Annotated in this window: 17 protein-coding genes, 1 pseudogene and 1 riboswitch; of the genes and pseudogenes, 6 read left to right on the top strand and 12 right to left on the bottom strand. The window is 62.3% G+C overall.

Annotation, left to right across the window (positions count from 1 at the left end; all coding sequences use genetic code 11):
• Nucleotides 1-61 precede the first annotated feature (61 nt).
• Both M4J39_RS07000 and M4J39_RS06995 read left to right on the top strand, forming a co-directional pair.
• On the top strand, nucleotides 62-433 hold the full coding sequence (locus M4J39_RS07000) for a hypothetical protein (protein ID WP_251727108.1): 372 nt from the start codon (nucleotides 62-64) through the stop codon (nucleotides 431-433).
• Between the two features lie 4 nt (nucleotides 434-437).
• Nucleotides 438-832: pseudogene (locus tag M4J39_RS06995) on the top strand (hypothetical protein); the annotation flags it as partial.
• 321 nt (nucleotides 833-1,153) lie between these two features.
• On the opposite strand, the gene M4J39_RS06990 reads toward M4J39_RS06995, so the two are convergent.
• Together M4J39_RS06990 and M4J39_RS06985 are read right to left on the bottom strand one after the other, a co-directional pair.
• Nucleotides 1,154-1,708 (bottom strand): LysE family translocator, encoded by a 555-nt coding sequence (locus M4J39_RS06990; RefSeq protein WP_371875433.1) that lies wholly within the window; start codon nucleotides 1,706-1,708, stop codon nucleotides 1,154-1,156.
• Nucleotides 1,709-1,742: 34 nt separating this feature from the next.
• Nucleotides 1,743-2,999 carry an MFS transporter gene (locus M4J39_RS06985; protein ID WP_251727106.1) on the bottom strand — a complete coding sequence of 419 codons (1,257 nt, stop codon included), beginning with the start codon at nucleotides 2,997-2,999 and terminating at the stop codon, nucleotides 1,743-1,745.
• A gap of 518 nt (nucleotides 3,000-3,517) precedes the next feature.
• Here M4J39_RS06985 and M4J39_RS06980 point away from each other — a divergent pair.
• The gene (locus M4J39_RS06980; RefSeq protein ID WP_251727105.1) at nucleotides 3,518-3,913 is read left to right on the top strand and encodes a YiiX/YebB-like N1pC/P60 family cysteine hydrolase; all 396 of its coding nucleotides are present in this window, start codon (nucleotides 3,518-3,520) and stop codon (nucleotides 3,911-3,913) included.
• Between the two features lie 305 nt (nucleotides 3,914-4,218).
• On the opposite strand, the gene M4J39_RS06975 is transcribed toward M4J39_RS06980, so the two are convergent.
• From M4J39_RS06975 to M4J39_RS06930, 10 genes are all read right to left on the bottom strand, one after another.
• Nucleotides 4,219-4,866: a LysE family translocator gene (locus M4J39_RS06975; protein ID WP_251727104.1), complete on the bottom strand. Its 648-nt coding sequence runs from the start codon at nucleotides 4,864-4,866 to the stop codon at nucleotides 4,219-4,221.
• Nucleotides 4,856-5,917 (bottom strand): NAD(P)-dependent oxidoreductase, encoded by a 1,062-nt coding sequence (locus M4J39_RS06970; RefSeq protein WP_251727103.1) that lies wholly within the window; start codon nucleotides 5,915-5,917, stop codon nucleotides 4,856-4,858. Before M4J39_RS06970 ends, M4J39_RS06975 begins: the two co-directional genes overlap by 11 nt.
• Nucleotides 5,918-5,930: 13 nt before the next feature.
• Nucleotides 5,931-6,746, bottom strand: a complete 816-nt coding sequence (gene thiD, locus M4J39_RS06965; protein WP_251727102.1) for a bifunctional hydroxymethylpyrimidine kinase/phosphomethylpyrimidine kinase — start codon at nucleotides 6,744-6,746, stop codon at nucleotides 5,931-5,933.
• Nucleotides 6,743-7,198, bottom strand: coding sequence for an NUDIX hydrolase (locus M4J39_RS06960; RefSeq protein ID WP_251727101.1), 456 nt, complete (start codon nucleotides 7,196-7,198; stop codon nucleotides 6,743-6,745). The genes thiD and M4J39_RS06960 overlap by 4 nt, the downstream gene beginning before the upstream one ends.
• A 30-nt stretch (nucleotides 7,199-7,228) precedes the next feature.
• Nucleotides 7,229-7,347, bottom strand: a riboswitch (TPP riboswitch).
• A 56-nt stretch (nucleotides 7,348-7,403) separates the two neighbouring features.
• Nucleotides 7,404-8,276, bottom strand: a complete 873-nt coding sequence (locus M4J39_RS06955; protein ID WP_251727100.1) for a LysR substrate-binding domain-containing protein — start codon at nucleotides 8,274-8,276, stop codon at nucleotides 7,404-7,406.
• A gap of 361 nt (nucleotides 8,277-8,637) precedes the next feature.
• Entirely contained in the window at nucleotides 8,638-9,054 is a 417-nt protein-coding gene (locus tag M4J39_RS06950; RefSeq protein ID WP_251727099.1) for an NHLP leader peptide family natural product precursor, read from the bottom strand.
• 125 nt (nucleotides 9,055-9,179) lie between these two features.
• Nucleotides 9,180-10,055, bottom strand: a complete 876-nt coding sequence (locus M4J39_RS06945; RefSeq protein WP_251727098.1) for a GNAT family N-acetyltransferase — start codon at nucleotides 10,053-10,055, stop codon at nucleotides 9,180-9,182.
• A 70-nt stretch (nucleotides 10,056-10,125) separates the two neighbouring features.
• Nucleotides 10,126-12,303 carry a SulP family inorganic anion transporter gene (locus M4J39_RS06940; RefSeq protein WP_251727097.1) on the bottom strand — a complete coding sequence of 726 codons (2,178 nt, stop codon included), beginning with the start codon at nucleotides 12,301-12,303 and terminating at the stop codon, nucleotides 10,126-10,128.
• A 115-nt stretch (nucleotides 12,304-12,418) separates the two neighbouring features.
• On the bottom strand, nucleotides 12,419-13,834 hold the full coding sequence (locus M4J39_RS06935) for an ATP-binding cassette domain-containing protein (RefSeq protein ID WP_251727096.1): 1,416 nt from the start codon (nucleotides 13,832-13,834) through the stop codon (nucleotides 12,419-12,421).
• Nucleotides 13,835-14,201: 367 nt separating this feature from the next.
• Entirely contained in the window at nucleotides 14,202-16,172 is a 1,971-nt protein-coding gene (locus M4J39_RS06930; protein WP_251727095.1) for a cysteine peptidase family C39 domain-containing protein, read from the bottom strand.
• Nucleotides 16,173-16,445: 273 nt separating this feature from the next.
• On the opposite strand from M4J39_RS06930, the gene M4J39_RS06925 reads away from it, so the two are divergent.
• Genes M4J39_RS06925 through M4J39_RS06915 form a run of 3 tightly spaced genes read left to right on the top strand, consistent with a single transcriptional unit; the run spans nucleotide 16,446 to nucleotide 22,600 of the window.
• Entirely contained in the window at nucleotides 16,446-17,762 is a 1,317-nt protein-coding gene (locus M4J39_RS06925) for a tetratricopeptide repeat protein (RefSeq protein WP_251727094.1), read from the top strand.
• A gap of 1 nt (nucleotide 17,763) precedes the next feature.
• Nucleotides 17,764-20,358 (top strand): FecR domain-containing protein, encoded by a 2,595-nt coding sequence (locus M4J39_RS06920; protein WP_251727093.1) that lies wholly within the window; start codon nucleotides 17,764-17,766, stop codon nucleotides 20,356-20,358.
• A gap of 25 nt (nucleotides 20,359-20,383) precedes the next feature.
• On the top strand, nucleotides 20,384-22,600 hold the full coding sequence (locus M4J39_RS06915) for a CHASE2 domain-containing protein (protein ID WP_251727092.1): 2,217 nt from the start codon (nucleotides 20,384-20,386) through the stop codon (nucleotides 22,598-22,600).

The following is a 22,600-nucleotide window of genomic DNA, read 5'->3' as shown; positions in this document are numbered from 1 at the left end:
TCGTCCGAAAGCAATCGTCCACGATCTTCCGGCCAATTTGGATCAGCGCGGGCACCCGACAATGACCTTTCAAATCATGGCCTACGTCACCACGGTGGCTGCCTGCCTTCTGGGGCTCCGCTTCATCTTCGCCGGTGGGGGCGTACTCAAGGAGTGGGGCGTCGACGTGACCGCCGGCGGGCTGATGCTGTTTCGCCGGCTTGGCGTGATCTATCTCGGCCTCGCCCTGATGTTCTTCCTGGGACGCAATGCGTCTCCCTCGGACTTCCGCTCGGCCGTATGCCTGGTCATGGCCGGCGCGGTCGCGGTTCTCGCAGCTCTGGGGCTATTCGAGTACCTGGCGCGACGGGCCGGCGTGGGCATCTTTCGCTCGGTCGTGGGCGAGGCGGTGCTGTCGGTGGCTTTCGTCTGGCTATGGTGGGCTGGAGGATGAGGAGTCGGGACGCCGCCCTGAGGACATGAAACGTGGCGAGTTGCGTTGGAGTTCGCGAGATCACGGCTGGGAAATCCTGATACCGTCGGTTGCCTTCAGGAATTCCAACTCATCCTTTTTCGGCTCCAAGCCATTCCGTTTGATCCTTCCCGACCTCGGAGGACTTTACGAGAAAATCGAGGCCTACGTCGACCGGCACCGCTCGCGCCTGATCGGCCTTGCTGCCGATCCGGGAACCTTCTTCGTCATATCTTGAAGCAGACCGGATCGCACGAGCAGGCGAGCTACGCGATCCAGGATACGCCAGAGATGGTTGCCCAGCACTACGGTCGCTTCCTGCCGCAGGACAAGGCCGAGATCGCCGCGCGCATTCTGAACAAGGTCTGGGAAGCGGCCTGAGATGCCCACTTCATGGCGCCTGCAATAAGTGTGCGGAGATAGGTCGCCTTTTGCGCCGCAATCTTGCGGTGATTGACTTTGTCGATGTCGGCTTGGCCAAGGAAGCGGAATGGAGAACCCGCCAGGAATATTCAGCTAGATGGATACGCACAGCGAGCACCGGTCTCTTGGGTTGTGTGTCCCAGCATAAAAATAACCCACTGGATCAACGAATTGGCGGGCTTCTTGTTGCTTGGTACCGAAAGCTGGAGTTTGCTCCGTGCTCATCGACGGCGCAAAGGTGTGATCACCGATATGGGCAGAACAAGTTCCACTTCGGCGCTAAGCCGGCGCAAGCGCCCAAACCACTGAAACCACCAACAGAGTAGCGAAGAGGACGTTTGCGGCCCGTCCGGTAACGGGGCTCGTCAGAACCCTTGAAAAGGCGGCGCCAAAGGCAAGCCATGCTGTGTTGACGATCACGATGACAAGGGTGAGCGCACCTAGTTTGTAGACTGCATCGACGGTGAGGTTATCGACGACGAGGGTGTGGCCCGCGTAGACGGCTCCGATCGCAGCGAATGCCTTCGGATTGGCGATGGCCAGGCTGAAGCCGGGAACGAATGCCGGCGGATGGTCCGAGCGCAAGGCAAGTGGGCCGACAGGTGCTGTCGCGATTTTCCAGGCGAGATAGAGGATGTAGATCCCGGCGAGGATCGTCAGGGCGGTGAGAAGGAGCGGCTGAGCGAGGATAAGGGCGGTAACGCCTGTCGCGATCATGAGCAGAACCGCTGTCGTTCCCGCGATGATGCCCAGAAGGTAGCCGAGGCTCGGGCGAAAGCCGAAAGCGGTGCCGAGGCCGGCAAGGCTCATTGTTGCCGGCCCGGGACTCCCCATGAGCGGAAACGCTGCGAGCCAGAGCAGGAAAAGTTCATTCGCCATAGGCCAAGCCAGTGCGGGGAGCCGCACGCTCCTGAACGAGAAGATGCGCGACGGCGGAAAGCGCACCCAAGGCGATTGCGAGATACCAGATCTGGTCGTAACTGGCGTATCGGTCGAAGAAGACGCCACCGAGCCACACCCCGGCAAATCCACCGAGCTGATGGCTCAGGAAGACGAAGCCGAACAGGGTTCCCATTGCGCGCGAACCGAACATCGCCAAAACCAGCGCGCTCGTCAACGGAACGGTCGACAGCCAGAGCCCGCCCATGACCAGCGCGAAGATCATGACCGAAGTAGGCGTCACCGGCAGCGAGATGAAGATCAGGATGGCCAGCGCTCGTAGCGCGTAGATCGCGGCAAGAACGTAGGGTCTCGGAAATCGCGTTCCCAGATGCGACGCGAAGAGAGTACCGAAGATGTTGGCGAGACCGGCGAGAGCAAGCGCCTGAAGGCCGAGTGCCCGCAGTTCCGCTGCGGATGCCGTCGAGACACAGAAGTGCTGCACATAGTTCGGTAGGTGGGCGGTAATGAACGCGAGATGAAAGCCGCAGACGAAGAACCCGGCACTGAGCAGCGCATAGCTTGAGTGCCCGAAAGCATTTCTGACCGTCCGGGCGATCGGAGCGCTGTCCGCACCTGCTATTGCCTGGCTCGCATTCGAGCGAAGAAATGGAATGCAAAGTGCCATGGGGGCGAGCGCGAAGGTGACGACAACCAGCGTCATGCGCCAGTCGAGCCATTCGACCAGCCAGGACGCCAGAAGCGGCAGGATCACTTGTCCGGTTGAGCCCATGGCTGAAGTGATGCCAAGATAGCGAGCGCGTTTCTCTTCCGGTGCCGCCCGCCCGACTGCAGCCAGGACGACGCCGAACGCCGTACCTGAAATTCCCATGCCGACAAATACGCCCGCGCCTACGTGCTGGGCCAGCGGCGTGACTCCCAGGATGCAGATCAGCATACCGACGACATAGCAGACGAATCCAAGCCATAGGGCGCGCCGATCGCCGAACTTGTCGGCGATGAGTCCGAAGCCGGGTTGGGCGAGACCCCAGACCAGGTTCTGAATTGCGATCGAAAGCGAAAAGACCTCGATACTGCCGCCGAACAGTTCGTTTGACAGGGGCTGGATAACGCCGCCGAAAACCGAACGGACCCCGAAAGCCAGCGCGAGCACGACGCTGCCAGCAAGCACGATTGTCAAGGCCGCGCGATTGTCGTGGCCGATCGTCGGTATGCTCGCGGTCATCTCGTGTCTGCCTTCTCTCATCATCGAGCCGAGCGTTTGCAAGTTGATCCACACATCGGGATTGACGTCGAGATTAGCAGTGCCCTAAACTTTCAAGAAGCGAATATTGCTGAATTGTGAGTTTTGGATCTTTGAAGTTATGGCAGTCTTCCATAGCGACGACCTGCGTGCTTGCGCCCTTGACGCTTGCTGTGCATCTCTGACCGGACCTCGGTGGGATCTGTCAAAAGCTTCCGCATCGCTCTTCTCTCGGCTGATGCCAGATTTGTCGTATCCGAATACGGAGCGCAACGAATGGCCGCCTCCGGACTGCCCCTGATCGCGTGAGCTGCGAACGACGCTGGATCTGGTTTAGCCCTAGAAGCTCAGGATAGCAGTTGATGACAATGTGCAATTATAGACGGCTTTCCATTGCCATGACGGTTGCCGCGCTGAGCTTTTCTTCAAGTTCACTCGCGCAAACCGGCAGAAGTGTTGTGGAATAGTATTTTTCTGCAAAGGATCCGCCGAGCGGATCGTTGATTTTCCAGCAGCGAGACAGTCTTGAAGGAAGGGCGCTCGGCCTTGCCACGGGCAGCACCTATACACATGTCGGGATCATCAGGATTACGGGCGGCGGTCCATATGTCATGCAATCTTCGGCGGAGACAGGTGGCGTCGAGGAAGTGTCTCTGGATGAATTCATAAACATCGGCGTCAATCAGAAGTTCGCGATATACGTGACTAAGAAAGACTACCGCCCCGCAGGGCAACTGAATAGTCCAGCTTCATTGGCGGCATATGACTACTATCATCTGCCTTATGATTTTTTCTATAAGCAGGATTCACGTGCCATCTACAGCGCGGAACTTATTTCAAGATTTTCAAGGATATCGGCCATCCGATCGGAAGGCTGCGCAGGATCGGAGATTTGAACTTCGACACGGAAGCGGGTCGAAAATTTCTCCTCAACAACTGGCGCGAGCGACGCGACTGTCAATCGGAGCGATTGTCTCAGGCGACATGCTGGGATCGCATCAAGAAGGATTTCATCACTACGCCAAACGACTTGGCAAGCGATAGGAAGCTCGAACTTTACATGACGACTTTCTAGAGCGGCCGCCGATCAGGCGATCGTTGGCCCAGTCATCACGCCTTGAGATGCGTTGCGATGTTCGGTCGGGCATGATGGCATGTTGCCGCCTGAAGAAATGAAGGCGCGCCACCATGCTGGCGACTGTCAGCTCAGCCGGTAGGTCAGGATCTTGAGCGCGGCGGCACCGAAGAGGAGGCCGAGCAGGGCGTCGATGGGGCGTCGGGCCGAGAGATAGAACCGCGCGGCGGTTTGCGTCGAGAACAGGAAGGCGTAGCCGACGAAAACGGTCATCGCGACGAGGGCACAAAGCAGGATGGCAGTCATGAGGAACATGGCGGGGGCCGTCTCGCCGACGCCGACTGACAAGGTCGCCAGCCAGACCAACGGCGCCTTTGGGTTTGTGAGGTGCAGCAAAAGCCCTTGGGCGAAGGAACGCCTCAGGCTGCCTGTTCCGGCTGATCTTGGCGCGGTGATCGTGCTCGCTGTGAAGGCCGAGCGCCACGACTTGGCGGCGAGGAAGAGAAGATAGAAGCCTCCGGCCAGTTTGAGCGCCACGAAGAGCGTCGCGGATGTCCTGAGCGCTGCGACAAATCCCAATGCAGCGATAGAAGCCCAGACCATCGAGCCGAGGACCACGCCGCAAGATAATGCGACGGCCGGCGCGCGGCCTTTCGCCATGGCGCTTCCCATGATCATCAGCGTTGCGGGACCGGGGCTGGCAACACCCACCGTGAAAATCGAGAGAATGACGAGCAGGTTCGGAAGGTACTGCCAAAGCGTATCAGCCGTCATGTGGCGGAACTCCTCTTCTGACCGAGGTGTGTTCGGTTCGCGCCTCGATGGCATGGATGACCGATATCATGTCGTCTTCGGCGAGCCCGAGGCCTTCGGTCTCACTGTAAAGAGACAAGCAGGTATCCATCAAAGGGGAGGCGATTCCGGCATTGCGGGCGGCTTCGACCACGAGGCGGTTGTTCTTCAAGACGTCCGAGATCCCCGCCTGACGAGAGAAATCGTGATGCGCGAGCTTTCCAATCTTGACCCGGGAGACGTCGCTCGCCATTGGTCCCGCGTTCAGAATGTCCGCGAAACGGTCCATGTCGAGCCCGTGCCGCATGGCGAAATGGGCCGCCTCGGCCAAGCCGGTGACCATCGTGATCAGGAAGGTGTTGATCGCGAGCTTCATGCGCAGGGCCGCAGGCACCGCGCCGCAGTCGAAAGTCTCCTTGCAAACTGCTGCAAGGAGTGGCCGCAGACGCTTGAGGTCTTCGGGGTCGCCGGCGAGCATGCCGACCAGTTCTCCCGCTTCCGCCGGCTTGCGCGAGCCCGAAACCGGCGCCTCGACATAACGGCCTCCGGCGGTGCGGATGTCATCGAGGAGGTGTTTGGAATAGTCCGCCGACACGGTCCCCATGGAGACGATGGTTCGACCAGCAACGCGCTTTGCGAACTCGGGATGATGGCGGCAGAGAACCGCATCGGTTGCCGCGTCATTCTCAAGCATGAGAATGACCGTTCCGCATCTCGCGAACAGCGCAGCCGCGTCAGAGGCAACCGTCGCGCCTGCCTGCTCCAGCGGTCCGCATCGGCTTTGCGTACGGTTCCAGACGACGAGCGGCGTTCCGGCTCGTACGAGGTTCAGGGCCATGGGCGTGCCCATGGTACCCAGGCCGATGAAGCCGATTGAGGAATCCGGCGGCATGTCCACGCTCCCGATTGCGTCTCGGTCAAGTCTACACGCCGCCGGTCGTTCTGAATAACGAATGTATATGGATCGTGAGTTCAAGAAAGCGGATGTGTCATCTTCCGATTGGTTGGCGATTGATGGAGCGGGGGCGCGCATGATCCCCCTCTCATCAACTCGGTTCAGATGCGGGCCACAGGCGATGGAAATGGTGAAGCGGACCGTGACCGTGCCCTACATCGAGCGCGTCGCTTGCCGCCAACGCGCCATGCAGGTACGCCTTGGCTTGCCGTACACTCTCCACCACGCCATGGGACGGCAGAAGTGCGGCGATAGCGGCTGACAGTGTGCATCCCGTTCCGTGATCGTTGCGGGTTGCGATGCGCGGGGCCGGAAAGGCCGTCATTCCGCTCGGTCCGAACAGCAGATCGGTGCTCTCCGCGCTGTCCTTCAAATGTCCGCCTTTCAGAAGGACCCAATCGGCCCCCAGTGCGTAGAGATCAGGTAGGACCGAGTGCATTTCGGCTGAGGTCCAGTCAATCTTCCTGTCCAGCAGAACGGCAGCTTCCGGCAGGTTCGGGGTAATCACCGTCGCAAGCGGGACAAGAAGGTCGCGCACCGCGACAACCGCGTCCGCATCGAGCAGCCCATGCCCGCTCTTGGCGACCATGACCGGGTCGAGCACGATGTTGCGCGCCGCATGGTGGCGCAAGCGCTCCGCGATCGCTTCGACAATCCGGGCGTTGGCTATCATGCCGATCTTGACCGCGTCTATCCGCACGTCATCAAGGACGGCATCGATCTGTTCGGCCACGAAAGCCGGTTCCAGCGCGACATAGTCGCGAACACCCTGGGTGTTCTGCGCAACCACGGCGGTGATCGCGGATGTCGCATAGGCCCCAAGCGCCGAGAACGTCTTGATGTCGGCCTGTACGCCGGCCCCGCCGGATGGGTCGGTGCCGGCAATCGTCAGAATGTTGGCGATCATGACCGGTCGTCCTCCTTCATGGCGATGTCGGCCGCCAGATGGGCAACCTTGGCGACGTCGAGACTGAGGGCGAGTCCGGCATACTCCAGCTCATCAAGACGAAACCATCGCGCTTCAAGGGCGTCATCACCGGCAACAGGCTCTCCGGCAATCCAGTCGCAGAGAACGGCAATCAGCACGAAATGTCGGCGAAGCTCGCCGCTTTCGTCGAAATCGAGGGCATCCACCGCCGTAAAGACCCGGCGCGCCTGTCCACGGACCCCGGTCTCCTCGAGGAGTTCCCTTACGGCGGCCGCTTCTATCGGCTCGCCCGCCTCGATCTTGCCGCCGGGAAAGCCCCAACGGCCGGCATCCGGCGGATTGGCCCGACGTACCAGAAGAATCCTGCCTTCATGGAAGACAGCGGCGATCGTGGCGGCAATTGGAGGGGCTATGGAACTTGTTGCAGGCATGTTGGCCTCTTTGGCGAGGCCGGCAAAGGCGGTAGGCGGCTAGACCTGTCCCTTCGCCGGCATGATCCGGATCAGGTTCAAAGGGTCACTGTGCTGCCGTTCGGCCAACAGTATCTCAGCCCCTTGGCGGGGCACCCCTCGGTGGTGCGAACCGTAGCAAATACGATCCCATGATGCAGCACCAAGCGTCATGGAGTCGTGAGTTTCAGTGTGGAGCTACTCGATCGATCGTTTCGCGGCGGAGCGCCTCGCACAGATCACGGGCGGCAGGCGTCGCATTTTGCGATCTGAGCAGTCTCAGTTCGATTGCCGGAAGGCTCGGCAGCCCCAGGCCACCGTCGACGCAAGCGATGTCTTCGGGCACGCCATGCCCGGTTCGCACCGCGATCCCGAGCTTCGACCGCAACGCCCCCCAAATACCGGGCAGGCTTGGTGTCGTCACCGACACGCGCCAGCGTTTGTCCGCCTGATCGAGCGCTGCAAGCGTCGCCTGCCGAAACAGACAGGGATGGTCGAACATCACCAGCGGAACCCTGTCATGCACTGTCTGGTCGGCAAGGGTTTTGTGCATGAGCCATCGCATCGGTAGTCTGCAGAGATGCTCCCCTTCTCCGCCAGCGCCTTCGGGGAAGAAGACAATCGCGCCATCAAGGCGTCCGGCCTGAACTTCCTCTCCCAGTGTGTGGTTCGGTCCGGCGCGGACTTCCACGTGGACCCCGGGATGATCGGCCGCGAACGATGAAAGCGTCGCCGGCATCACGTCGTCGAAGAAGTCCTGCGGCAGACCAAGGCGTACGGTCTCCGACGTCACCGCGGCTCCCAATACGCGCGCCGCTTCGTCATTGAGTGCGATGATCTGGCGGGCATAGGCGGCCAGGGCCTCGCCGGCTTCCGTCGCAACCAAACCTCTCCCCTTGCGGACAAAAAGTTGGGTGCCGGCCTGCTGTTCGAGCTTCTTGAGCTGCATGCTGATGGCCGACTGAGACCGTCCGAGCTCCACTGCTGCCCGCGCGAAGCTGCGCAGATCGATGCCGACCACCACAGCGCGCAGAGCGTCGATATCAAAGGCTGGATTCACTTCTGGATTCCTGAAGTGTTCAATCGAGTGTATTCGGCATGCGAAAGTGTAAGGCGCTATGAGCCTGGGCGTCAATCGGGTTGTGAAGAAACGCGTCTGCAGCCGATAAGGAAGAAGTGAGCGAGAGCCGCGTTGCGTTCGGCGACTTCGAGCACATGGCGTGCCTTGTCTGAGCGGTGTGCCGGTCGCTGTACCTTGATCGGTACGCATAGTGTTCGACAACCTGCCGAGGCTTCGCCTCGTCTCGGATAGGCCTTTCAGGCCGGCGGAGCTCATATGCTTGGTTCGAGTTTTTGGAGGATGAAGCGTGCCGCTTGAAGTGGAAGCGGCGCGCCTCGGCTTGGGGCGAACCCTGCCGCTCTTACTTGGCCGGCTTCTTCCTGGTAGGCTGGGGGCCGAACATGACGAACGAGGAGAAGCTTACGCCGCCGGAAGCAAGTTCGAGCAACTCGTCGGGGAGTTCGTCCTGAGCGATTTCAGCCGGCAAAACGATGTTGATCTCACCGGGCTTTTCATCGATCACGTTGATCTTGAAGCCGGGAACAGGGTCGACGCCGAGCAACTGTTGCAGGGCCTTGTGCGGCTCGGACTTCAGAAGGGCGCGAAACTCGCCGTCCGTATGGGCGCGCTCAATCAGCTTTTCGGAAACCTGGTTTCGTACGGCTGTCATCGTATCGGACATGTTTTCCTCAATGTTCATTTGCTTGAAAGAAGGTTCGCTGACTTGGTGGGCTCGCGAAAGTAGAAACGCGTCCCGAAAGCTGGTTGTGCGACGCATCACGCCACCGAAGTCCCGGAATTCCTATGATTTCCAGGGGGCAGATGCCAGCTTGGTGACGAGGCAAATCGTCTCTTATTGGTGGACTTTCGTCCCGATTGGCAAAGTAATGGTGTCCGGCAACTTCAAAGATGCTTTTCGGAAGCGAGCAGGCGGTCGACATGATCCGCATAAGGCGCAAATCTATGCTCCAAAACACGCCACATCATGGGAAGACCGGAGGAGCTCTCAAATACGGCGATCGCGTCGGGTCCCTGGAACTGCTCGATGCGATGTGCGCCCAGAGCATAGGCGACGAGCAACCAGCCGCGCTTTTGATGCTCTTCGTGGATCCAGCCCACCGGAAAGCCCCAGCGACGGACACCCGCGTGGAATTGGCAGATGACCCATCCCACCACCTTGCCGGCCCTGTCGGTCAGAACCATCGAGAAGTCTGGATCGACGGTGTCGTCAAGAAGGCCGATTTGCGTCCAGTCGGGGGCTTTCCTGGCTTCAATTTCCCGCAAGATCAGAGATCTGGGGTCGCCGCCATGGTCGCGCCATGACGTGATCGAAAGGCCGTCTCGGAGCGCCCGCTGCACGAGGCCCTCACGATCGCGAAACACGTCGCCCGTCCTGCCCACGCGGCCGAGAATCCGAATTCGTTCAGGCTCGGGAGCGGTCCACCCGGCACTGACGAGCAAAGCGGCGAAGGCGCTTCCGCCAGGAAGTCGGTCGGAAAACTGCACGGAGACGGCTCTGGCGCCGGCATCTTTCAGCCGTGTCTCGATCTCATGAAGCAGCGCACGGCCCATCCCTTCACGCCGGTGGCTCTTGGCGACCATTAACGACCTGAGCTCTGCCTGCCCGGATTTCGCATCCATCGTCGCGAGCGCCAATCCGACCGGAATGTCATGCTTGACGGCCGCCAATCGATAAGGCTGCAGGCGCGCCCCGTTGGGCATCGCTTCCGAGAATGCGCGTGCAAAGGCAGGAAACGTCAGATGTCCGAACTGTGCCATCTCGTGACTGTCGACAAGTCGGATTTCGATGTCTGCTTCCGAACGTGTCGGGGCACTCGTTACGCCGTGATCATGCATAGGCGAGCTGCACCAAGCGATTGGCGAGTGCCAGACGTTCGGCAAGGGTGGCCGCAAACAGGCGATGGGCAAGCACCGCCAGCTCCGCGTCGTCCGCCTCGAGCCGTCTCAGCATCTCTCCGGTCAGGCAGAAAAGAACGGCATCCTCTTCCACGATGACATCGGCGGTCCGCTTGCCACCGAGATAGAAAGCCACCTCGCCGAGCACCGCGCCGGCAGTCATGCTGCGAAGGCGAAGCTTGCGGCCGCTTTCGAGCGTGACCTGCACTTTCACTCGCCCTGATGCCAGCACGAACACATCGCTCGCTTCGTCCCCAGCCGAGATCAAGGTCTCATCGGCCTTCATCTCGATGCGCCGCATGGCGGAGATCAGTGCGGGAAGGCGCGGATGCGGGCCGAGTTCACGCACCAGATGCGCGGCTATGCTGCGGCTTTGCCCCGTGTCGCCGTGGGCGGCCAGCAGTTCGTTCTCGGCCGCTTCCAGCGCATGGTCGAGATCCATTTCCACACTCACCGGCAAGGGCCTGCCTCGGGCTCCCTCGGCGCGCTCGGCAATCTGTCGGACGTCGTGGGTCGCGGGCGACAGGACCACGCTCACTCGCTCCGACGCCAGCATGTTGAAGATCTTGGAGAACCCGGCCATGGCCGCGGAGTCCATGCCGCTGACGCCTCGAAAGTCCAGGATCAGGCAGCGCGGAGGAGCATCTTTTCCGATCCGTCGCCGAACGGCCCTGACGATCTGCTCGACGGTGCCGAAGAACAGATAGCCCTGCAGCTCGATGATCTGGATGAGGTGACCGTTCTCATCGAGGATATGGTTGGCGGTGGACGAGCGGTCCGTTCGGCTGCGCCGCTCGCGACTGCTCGCTTCCAGGCGCACCACAGGCAAACGAGCATAGTTGTAGACGAACGTGACGACCGCGAAGATCAGCCCGAGCGCGATGCCGGTGACGAACCCGAAGATCATCATGGAGACGACGATCGCCAGTGCCACAGCCCATTCCAGGGCGGGCAGGGTCCGGCGTGAGGCAATGGCCCAGTCGTAGAACAGCTCTCCCCCAAGCATGAGCATCAGCCCGGCGGCAACGAACAGGGGAATCGCCGATGCGAGTTCGGTGGCGAACGGCAGGGCGAGAGCAAGAGCAAGAGCCGTCGCCAGTCCCGCCGATCTGTCCTTGACGCCGAGCCGGCCTGCGAGAAGCGTCATTCCGAGCCCCGTGAAGCCCGGGGCTCCACCAAGAATGCCCACCGCGAGGTTGGCTTGCCCGGCGACCTTCAGCTCCGCGTTGGCGTTGATGTCCCGTCCGCTGGCGGCTTCCAGCCCGCTGGTGTTCAGCAACAGGCCGGCAATCGTGATCAGCGGTATGGCGGCAATGATCGGCAGGATGCCGACAACGGCCTGCCAGTCGGCCTGCAGGGCGATGGAGAGCGGGGAGGGCAGGGTCAGTCCGGCCTGGTCGGGAGGGACGTCGGGCAACCAGTGCAGATGGCGGGCACTCTCGGCAGACAGCCCCCCCGAGAGCAGGAGCCCGTAGAACAATCCAATCGCCAGGAGAGTGATCGCGGGGGCGACGGCCGGGCTCACGGTTAGCCGCAAGCCAACGCTCATGATCGTCGCGAAGACGATGGCCGGAATGAGAACGGCGAGGACCGCTGGTTCGAGCGCCGAACGGGCGATGCCCGCCACGCTCGCTTCGTTGCTGATCATCATCAACGCCCCGTCGATCAGCAGCCAGCCGGAGCCCGCCAGAAAGCCCGCGATGACCGAATGAGGAAGGAAGCGGATCAGAACGCCGAAACGGAAGCGCCCCGAGAGATAGCAAAGCGCCCCGGTTCCGATGGTGCTGACGGCCAGAATGGCGAAGACGGTCGATACCTTTTCAGCGTCCGTCGCTCCGCCCATGGATGCGGTGGCGGCAGAGACCGCGGCGGCGAGAATGCCGATGTTCGTCTCCTGCACCTGAGCCAGGCTGGAGCGGTAGCCGCTGCGCCAGGCAACATATACGGCAAGGAGAACGCAGCTCAGGAGGATGACGCTGACGCCTTTTCCGAAACCGATGACGAGCGTGCCGGAAAAGATAAGCGCCGCGAAGGCGACGCTCGTGCCAAGGCTGTCTATGCCGGCGATCAGCCCGAACATGATGGAGTGCAGGTATTTGCGGATCGCCATGCTGGGTGGGGCCTGATGGCCGGCTCACAAGGAGCCCGGCGGGACGAAGGGCTGAACGGCAGTGGCGATCCTATAAGCGGGTCGGTCGCATGAGCAAAACGGCCAAGCCGTCATTTCATCCCGCAATACCGGCATTTCGTTCCAGCGACGCTGGAAGGTCGATCCTTCGGTCGGCGAGCGCGGCGAGATCCTCGCGATGGGTGGCATAGAGCAGAATGATGTTTCTGCGCCGCGCGGCGGCGACGATCCCCTTGGCCACTTCGATGTCGACGCTGGACAGCGTCTCGTCGAGGACAAGCAAGTCCGGCTCCTGCGCCAGTGCCTGAGCGACAAGCACCTGCTGAAGCAGGCTGACGGGAAGGGCGCCTTCGACCAACAATGTCTCGAACCCCATGGGAAGCGAGGCGATCAGCGGTGAGAGGCCGGCGTCGTTGGTCGCCCGGCGAATATCCTCATCACTCGCATCAGGAGCGTCGGAACTGATCGCGGTACGAATTGTCGACGAAGCGGCCAGACTGTCCTGAAAGACGCGGGCGATGCGCGTCCGATAGCCGGACAGGGAGTCCCACCGACGCTCGCGGCCGTTGACCGTCAGGCGGCCGGACTCCGGTTGGCAGAGGCCGGTGAGGATGTCGAGCAGGGTCGACTTTCCGCAGCCGGAAGGTCCCGTCAATGCAACGACGTCCCCCCGTTGCAGGACAAGGGAGACGTTGTCGATCAGCGGGCGAGCGGCGTCGTAGCGAAAGCGAATGTCGGCAAGCGCAACTTCCTCCACCGCGGCGGGCTCGGCGTCGCTGTCGTCTGTTGAAGAGGCGAGGACGGCTTCCGCTTCGGCGACTCGACGGCGGGCAGACCGGAAGCGTACGACCTGCTGGCCGAGCCGGGCCGCGCCGTGAACGACGGGAATGAAAAGAAGGAGGGCGGGAAGGTTGGCGTCCCGCGGCCCTCGATCTTGAATGGTGATGGCCAGGGCGATGGCCGCCACGATGCCGGGTAGAAGCTTGTCGATGGTCCGGACGAACCCGGCCCGAAATGCCAAGCGCGCCTGTCGCCGTCCCGACCTTTCCAGGTCGAGAAGAGCGCTGTCTCCGAGGCCGAGCTGTCTCAGAAGAGGCATGCGTGACGCATACCTGTTTTCGATGCGCGCGAGCGCGTTGGTTTCCAGATCAAGCCGAGCGCGAAGCCGGTCGCTTCCCTGTGCAACCAACATGCCCAGCGCGAGCCCGCCGGCCGGGAGAGCCGACAACGCGAGGGCAGGAAACGAGTGCTCAACGAAGATCAACCCGAGCAGCGCCAGTGCCAGCGAGGCAGCGCGGACAACCATCCGCCGGACCGCGCCAGCAGCGGTGAGTGCGCCCTCAAGTGCTTGTTTCAACTGGAAGGCCTGGCTTCGGGCATCGCTTGAAAGATCGTCAGGATCCGCCGGTGGAGGAGGCGATCGCAGCAGATGGTCCCAGAACCGGGCATGAACGCGCAGGCTCTCGTCGCGCTTCAGACGGTTCTCGCTTCGTCGGGAGGCCAAGAAAAGCATAGTCGTCCCGACGACCAAGCCGATCCGGATGGTGTCACTCGGCGCCTGAAGCAGCAGGAAAGGAAGGAGCGCGAGGCAGGCGGGAACCCCGCAGAGCACAACGTCTGCCAGATAGGCCATGTGCAGGGCGGCGGGTCGCCATCGGGCTATCCATGGACGAAGCAAAAGCGGCCCACCGGCCGCCGTGGGGTAGACCATATCGATCCGGTCGGCACGATCCAGCAAGGCTTTTCCCAATCCGCCGCGATGGAACAGCCTTGCTCCATCCACCGTGCGGATCAGCAGCGGACCTGCATCCTGGCTCCGCCTGGACGATGCAGTGAAACGCACCCTGCGGCGGCGCACCCGCTCGTTCGGAACAGCCCCGTCACTCACCCCCGGCCCCCAGCTCAATGGATTGGTCGGCAAAGCGAAGAAGATCGAGATTCTTGGTGGTGACCACGACCGCCAGGCCCTGTTTGCCGAGATCGGCGAGGATGGAACCGGCAAGTTCCGTTTCAACATTGTCCAGCGCGCCGTCCAGGATCAGGACGTCGGGAGTGCGGCAAAGCGCTCGGGCGATCATGAGACGCCGAATCTGCCCGCCGCTGATCCGTGGGCTGTCGCCCTTGAGAATGAAATCGAGCCCGCCTCGATGCCCGAACACGGCGTTCAATCTAACTGTTTCGAGCGCCGATCTCATGGTTTGCTCATCAATGTCCGGGTCTCCCAGCGACAGGTTGTGTCGCAGCGCTCCCGGCACCAGGAACCGCTGATGATCGATGAGCACCGCCGAGCCCCGAAGGCGAACACGTCCGGAGGTCGGCTCGATCATGCCCGCCGCCAACCGGGCGAAACTCGTCGCTCCCGAACCCGGCGCCCCATGCGCAACGGTCGTCTCGCCCGCGCGGAGACGAAGCGATAGTCCCGAGATCACGGGGCGGGTCATTCCGGTGGGCGCCCACTCGACGCTTTCCATGATAAGCCGTGCGTCCGACGGCGCACTCGGCGGCGCAGCCTTTCTCTTTGGTGGCTCGGGCGGAGGATCGGACAGACGCAGCAAGGCGTCCTTGACGGGGCGGATGCTCAGATTCCTGGCGATGAAATGGAGCATCATGCTGCTCGCGGCGGCGACAAGCAGGGCAAACGGCAGAGCTCCGCTGTCGCCAAAACCACGAGCCGAGAGGCTTATCGGCAAGACGATCTTGCAGAGATCGAGCATCGCGACCCACGTATCGGCGGCATCGTGCTGTTCGGCTGCTTTCAGCGCGTATGACGCATCCGTCGCGTGGATTCCGGCGAGCCATGAAAAATGAGACTCGGCACCTCTTCCGATCCTGTACCGCGCCGACTCCGCCAGATAGCTCTCATCCATGGCGCGAACCGGCATGGCGTCTCTGCCGAAGCGGGCGGCGTGGCTGCTGCGATGGCCCGCCGAGCGAAGAACAATGCCCCCTTGAATGAGAGACAGCGTCGCCACGGGGAGGACCAGGATGGGGGCCACCACTGCGGCGAGCCCGAGGGTTGATGCCGTCCAAAAAAAAGCGACTGTGGAGAACGGGGCGCTGTTTTGTTGCAACCCTCTGAGGGCGGTGAGGAAACCAAGTGTCCTGTCCGGCCGCGCTTCGAGATAGTAGCGGTCGGGTGCTCCGGCAAGGCCGGCCATGATCCTCCGCCGCGCAGCGTTTGCCGCGTCGTGGGCCAGAAGGGCGGCAAGAAGAAGGGCGCCTCCCTGGACGACGACCGCCAGGAGCAGCAGGCCGACGGAAGCCGGGGCTTCGCCCTTTCCCGAGAGTGCCCAAAGGCTGAATGAAGCGAGGATGCCGCTGATGACCGCGAGGATGCAGGCCGACAGGAACAGGGGAATCTGCGGCCTGAATGCGGCAATGAGGGCCTGGAGGAGCGAAAAGGGGCGTCCGCGCGGCCTTGTGTTGCGGGGTATCAACCGGAGAACGATACCCGTGAAATCGCGTGAGAACTCTTCTCGGGTGAGAACTATCGGACCGGAGGATGGATCGTTCAGGTGAACCGCGTCCTCCGAGATTTTCTCGACGACGGCGAAGTGGATGAAACGCATGTGGGCGATCAGCGGGAGGCCCAGTTTCTCAAGGTCGGAAGGCTCGGTCCGGCGTGCGCTGGCAGCAAATCCCTCGCTTTCCGCAATCTGGCAAAGCTGCCGCAAGGTCGATCCCAGAAGCGTCGAGCCGGCGCGTCGGCGCAGTTCCGCAAGGGATGTGTGAACCCCGTGGTAGCCGAGAAGAATTCCCAGTGCGGCGAGGCCGCATTCGGCGTGTTCGCCCTGACGAATGTCCGGCGTTTCTGCTCTTCGGCGCGGTGATGAGCGGACTGAGAATCCCATTGGGCGACCATGCGATGCCCCTGTTGGCACCGCCGCAATTAGCCGAGCGAGGTTCCCAATGGCAGCCCAAAGCGTGGCGTGGGACGAAATGCAATAATTCTGGGACGGAAGGGCATCTCGTAAGTCGTTGATTTAGCGTGAGGTCGCCAAGCTTCATGCTAGAGGGACGGGGACGATATAGGTAGTTTCAGTGATCCCATGTTCCCTACTATGACTTTTCGAGACCGGCGCCTCCCGCTTTTTGCCTTTCTCGCGATCTTTGTGGCGACACCGGTGGCTCATGCCGCAAGTGCCGCGCCCACTGATCGCAACCGTCCTCCGCGCGCTTCCGCGGAGGAGGTTGTCCGGATCGAAGAGCGGCGCACGGCGCTGTTCCAGGTGATGCTCGACAATCCGGGCAATCTGGATGCGGCGTTTGAATACGCCGCTCTCTCCTCGCAGGTCGGGGATCTCGAAGGGGCGATCGCAACGCTCGAGCGCATGCTGATTTTCGCTCCGGGTCTGCCGCGCCTGCAGTTGGAGCTCGGCGTTCTTTATTTCCGGTTGGGCGCCTATGAGACCGCCCGCGGCTACTTCGATGCCGCCGTGGCCGTGCCCGATATTCCGGAAGAAGTGCGCCGGAAGGTGGACACCTATCTGGCAGCCATCGACCAGAAGAGCGATGGGGTCGGTGTCACTGGGTCATACACCGTTGGTGCGCGGTATCAGACCAATGCGAACGGTGGCCCGACGTCATCGCTGGTGACCCTGAGGGGGCTCAGCTACGAGCTTTCCGATGATGCGAGGCGGTCGCCGGACGCGAATGTCTTCGCCAGCGGAGAAGTCCGCTCGACGTTCGATCTGCCGCCCCAGGGCGTGGAGTTCAAGCTCAACGGCCAGGCTCACACCGAGTTCTACAGGGACAGATCTGACCTCAATCTCGGCCTTCTCGAAATCACCGCCGGGCCTTCCTTCGATCTCAACCGGTTCGGGCTCGAGGGGTACTCTTTGGACCTCTACGGCATAGGGGGCGGTGCCGTGCTGTCCGGCGAGCCCTTTCTTTCCTCCTTTGGCGCCGGCGCCTTGCTTGGCGCCAGGCCGACCACCGACCTCTATTACGGCCTGCGGGGGGAGTATCGCCATGAGACGTTCTTCAATTCCGCCGACCACCCGACCATGGCCGAGAAAAGCGGCGATCGTCTCCAGCTTCAGATGGCTGCGACCTATCGCCTCGCTCCCTCGGTCAGCGTCGGGATCGCCGGCATAGCCGATCGTTTCCACGCCGATACGGCATACAACACCTATTGGCAGGTTGGTGGTGTCGTCGGTTACTCGGTGGATTACGCCTCACCGATCGATGCCCTGCCGGGCGCGTGGAATCTTGCCTTATCCAGTCAGCTGTCCCGTCGCTTTTATGACGAAGCCGATCCCATGATCAGCACCAAAAGCCAGGACACGACGAAGTGGGCCATCAACCTCACCCAGACCATTCCGATCGAGACGGATCTCGCGGCTCAGGTGCAGGCGGGCTACCAGCACGCCTGGTCCAACTACGATACCTCCAAGTCTGACAACTTGTTCCTAAGCATTGGTTTGAAAAAGGTTTTTTGACATGTTGCCGTCAAAGAAGTGCCTCCTTGCCGCCGGGATTGCGCTCTGCACTGTCCTGCCAGTGGAGAACGTGCACGCCGCGACGCGCGTCGGCGTCACCTCAGCCGTCAATCCGGATGCCCAGGCGCTGCGTCCGGGCGGCATGGCGAAAACCATCACGCTTGGCGACGAGGTGATCCACAATCAGGTGATCAACACCAGCGGCAAAGGGCTGGTGCAGATTCTCCTCGCCGACGGAACCACGTTTACCGTGGGGCCGAACTCCCGTCTGACCATCGACAGTTTCGTTTACGATCCGGAGGCCGGGACGGCCAAGGTTTCGGCGAGCCTTTCCAAGGGCTTCATGCGCTTCATCGGCGGGCGGACCTCCAAGACACCCGGCGGTGCGACCATCAACACTCCGATCGGCACGGCCGGCATTCGCGGCGCCGTCGTCGATATCGACCTCGGCAAGATGGGCCAGCAGTCCGGGGAACGGGGCAAAGGGAGTGGAAAGGTCCGAAACGGCGAGAACGATGGCGAGGCATCGGCGCCTCCTCATGTTTCGCTGATTTTCGGCCATGAGGTGACGCTGTCGGCGAACGGCGTCAGCAACCGGCTGTTCAAGCCGGGCTACTCGATCACCGTCGAGGGCGGAAAGGCCGAGGTCATCCGCACGCCACCGTCCTTCCTGCGGTCCATGCAGGACCAGCTCGCCGGGCGTCCCGGCGCCACCGGCGGTGCCGCTACCCCACCGAGCGATCAGATCGTTCGCAACAGCGGCGTCGATCGGCACAACTCGGGCAGTCCGCTCGTCTCGAACATCCCCGTGCCGCTCCCCCGCCCGGAGAGGACACCCGAAAAGGTCGCAGAACCCGCGCAGACGGATTCCGTCGAGCGCGCCGCCGAAAAGGCTTCGGAAACGTCGGGTGGGACGCGCACCGCTGCCATCCGCGTGCTGACGTCCCGCGACCCCGCCGACGGTGGCGGCAATGGCATTCTCGGTGGTTCGGCTGCGACCGATCGTCAAGGCTCCCTGACAGGAACGGAAGGCTCGGACGGTACCGCGACACTGAACGACAGTTCCACGCTGACATTGCCGGTCTATGCCGACAGCGCGTTCACCAGCCATGCCCTGAGCGGCATCGCCTATGGCGGCTCGACCTATTCGGGCCTCGGTTATGTCGGGCTGGAGGGCTTCAGGGCCTACATGCTCACAAGTGGCGCCAATCCGCTCTACGTGATCGCTGGAACCTCCACTGCGAGCGTTCCTGGCGTCTTTTCCGCCTCGGGCACACGCCATTATTCCCTGACCGCCGATGCCCTGAACGCGGTGTCGACGGGGGCGGGAGCGGCGATCCCCTTCGCCTACGGGCCCGGTTTGTCGGGCGTCGACATGAGTGGTGCCAGTTCTAGCGATTTGCTGATTGCGGGAACTCCAGCCAACAGCAACACGGACATTGTGGCCAAGGGGCTTCAGGCCTGGCTCGTGATCGACGGGATTGGGTCGGGACAAAAAAGCGCGATCGGCGTGACGACGGGCAACATCGAGCGCCTCAGCGACGGCGTTTCCTACGGGTTCGTCGGCAAGCGAGGCGGCAGTCAGCGGCTCGATTCCTCCGATGGGAGCACTTCCTACTATGGCACCGTGGCGAGCGCCGCCGGGTCCGGAGGCGGAACGTCGATCTTCGGATCGAATGGACAGAATCTCGTTCTGACCAACGATCTCAGCGATGCCAACGCAACGTTCACCGACACCCCAAACTACGGGACGTCTTTGCCCGGCGGCGATACGAACTTCTCGACGGCGCATGTGGCCAATCTCGTCTCGACCGACCAGACCGCGACCCGGAACTACGATGGCAAGACGCTGACCGGATACAGTTCCGTCGCCATGTCGGTGAACTTGTCGACCGTGCTGAAAGCGGGCACCGCCAGCATGACCTTCAATGGAGCCAACGGCACCTTCGGCGCGACGTTCAAGCAGTTCGACGACGATGGAAATGCCTACAACGACGAAATCGGCTTTACCGACAGCTACGGTGGCGCCGTCTACCTCGATGACGAAGCCTTTGCGTCCTCGGGTTCCAGCTATCGCTCCTACGTCGTCAACTCGAAGCTCGTACCGGCCAAGATCTTCGACGGCGGCGCATCCTCCGAGCTTTGCTCCTGCTCCTATCTGAGCTGGGGGTGGTGGGGAGAAGCCGAGAGCGCGGACAGCTCGATTACCTCGTCGCACATGGGCAACTGGGTGATCGGCGATGTCACGGCCAATATCGACATGCCCGCGTCGGGCACGGCCACCTATGCGGGGCACGCCGTTGGAACTGTCCTCAATGGCGGCAGCCAGTATATCGCGACTGGTGACATGGCGGCGTCCGTGGACTTCGGATCGCGTACCGGCAACGTGTCGATCAGCGATTTCGACGGGCGCAGCTTCGGCAGTGCCGTTTCCTTTGCCGGTTCCTCCACCTTTACGGGGACGGACGGCACAACCTCGGTAACCGGTTCGTTCGTGAACGGCAACGGATTGGCCGCCGAAGGACTGATGGGGGCCTTCACGACTTCGAACGGTGGGTGGTCGGCATCCGGCATCTTCGCTGGAGACAGAAACTGATGTTTCATGTAGCCGGCGCAGTCGAATGAGACAGGTCAGCGGGCAAAGGGCGGCGCGACTGTCGTTGAACTGGCTGCCCCTCATGGCAGGCTTGCTGGCGCTTGCGATCTGCCTCGTCGCCATGCGCACGTGGCCGGCCGCCACGCAGGTTCTGACCAATCAACTGTTCGATGGCTACCAGCGACTTCTGCCGAGGCAGGCGACGGAGCCACCGGTTGTCATCATCGACATTGACGAAGCCTCCATCGCCGAACTCGGCCAATGGCCGTGGTCGCGACGGGTCATCGCGACGATCGTCGATCGGCTGCATGCGCTCGGCGCGGCTTCCATCGGCTTCGACATCGTGTTCTCGGAACCCGATCGCCTGTCTCTCAGCAGGGCAGTCGACGCTCTGCGCGAGCGCGGTGCGACCGTCAGTCTTCCGTCCGGCACGGAGGAACTCGACAGTGACGCCTCTCTTGCAAGGGCTCTTGCAGGTGCCAACGCGGCGGTCGGACTCGCGCTGACCGACGAGGGGCGAGAGTCGCCACCGAAGCCAAAGGCCGGCTTTGCCTACGGAGGGACCGATCCGCGTCGTTATTTGACGCGTTTCAACGGCGCCGTGCGCAACATCGACCTCTTGCAGGCATCCGCCGCCGGCGTGGGTTTTTTCTCGTTCGCGACCAGCCGAGACAACGTGATCCGCAGCATGCCGATGGCGGCGGTGGCGGGCGACGAGATTTTTCCCGCCCTCAGCGTGGAGACGCTGAGGATCGCACAAGGGGCCTCGGGCTTCGTGATCCGCACCAGCGATGCGAGCGGTCAGGGCGGTGGCGGCATTCCGGCCATGGTGGATTTGCGCGTGGGGGAGTTGACCGTTCCAACCGATGCCGACGGACGCATGCGCATTTACTATTCCGGCATGCCGAACATGCCGGTAATCCGAGCGGCGGACCTCGTCGCGGGCCGGACAAGCGCCGAAGCGGCGGCGGCGATCGAGGGGCGGATCGCCCTGATCGGCACCAGCGCGGTGGGGCTGCGCGACATCGTCGCCACACCCATCGCCTCGGCCATGCCGGGCGTGAACGTTCACGCTGAAATCATCGATCAGATCGTCGCCGGGTCTTTCCTGATGGAGCCGGACTGGGCAGACGGCGGGACCTTGCTTGCCACCTTCCTGTCCGGACTGATCCTGATCGGAGTTGCAAGTCGAAGCGGCGCCTTGCTCAGCACCGCCGCCTTTCTGGTCCTGTCGGCCGCGTTCGTGGTCGTATCCTGGCTCGCCTTCGCCCGGGGGCAGTACCTGCTGGATCCCGTGGGACCGACATTGACGCTGCTGGTCGTCTTTCTCGTCCTCACCCCTTTGCGTCTGGCGCTGGAGAACCGCGAGAAGCGGTTCGTCAAGAACGCCTTCGGACGCTATCTCGCCCCGGCCCTCGTGGAACGCCTGGCCAATGAACCGCGCGCCTTGCGGCTCGGCGGCGAGACTCGCCGCGTGACGGTGCTCTTCTCCGATATCCGGGGCTTTACGACATTGTCGGAGGGCATGGACCCGCAGGCGCTGACGGGGCTGATCAACAACATCCTGACGCCTCTGACCGACGTGTTGCTGAAAGGCGAGGCGACGATCGACAAGTACATCGGCGATGCGATCATGGCGTTCTGGAACGCACCGCTCGACATCGACGCTCACGAGGAGAAGGCCTGCCGTGCTGCGCTCGCCATGCTCGACGTCGTCGAAGCCCTCAATCGCACGCGGCCCGATCCGATCCGCATCGGTATCGGTCTCAACACCGGAGAGGCCTGTGTCGGCAATCTTGGCTCGGCCCAGCGCTTCAGCTATTCGGCGCTGGGTGACAGCGTCAATCTGGCCTCGCGTATCGAGAGTCTGACGAAGTTCTACGGCGTGGACATCGCCGTCAGCGAGTTCACGCGTCAGGCGGTTCCGGACTTCGCCTTCCTCGAACTGGATCTCGTCCGTGTCAAGGGCAGGTCGGCGCCGGTCCGCCTCCACGCACTCCTGGGCGACGAGACCATGGCGGTCCGGCCAGAGTTTACCTCGCTCCATCAGCAGCACGACGAGTTCCTTTCCCTCTACCGTGAGGGAAGCTTCGCCGCCGCGCGAGAGAAGCTCGCCGCCCTGCGCGGCGTAGCCCCTCCGAGGATGGACACCCTCTACGAGATCTACGCCGAACGCCTTTCCACCCTCCTCGCCGACCCGCCCGGCGCGTGGGACGGCGTCTACGTCGCACGCTCCAAGTAG

The organism is Pleomorphomonas sp. NRK KF1, assembly GCF_023721755.1.
GTDB lineage: Bacteria > Pseudomonadota > Alphaproteobacteria > Rhizobiales > Pleomorphomonadaceae > Pleomorphomonas.
The sequence above is the reverse complement of the archived record's forward strand: the minus strand, read 5'-3'. Positions and strand labels throughout refer to the sequence as shown.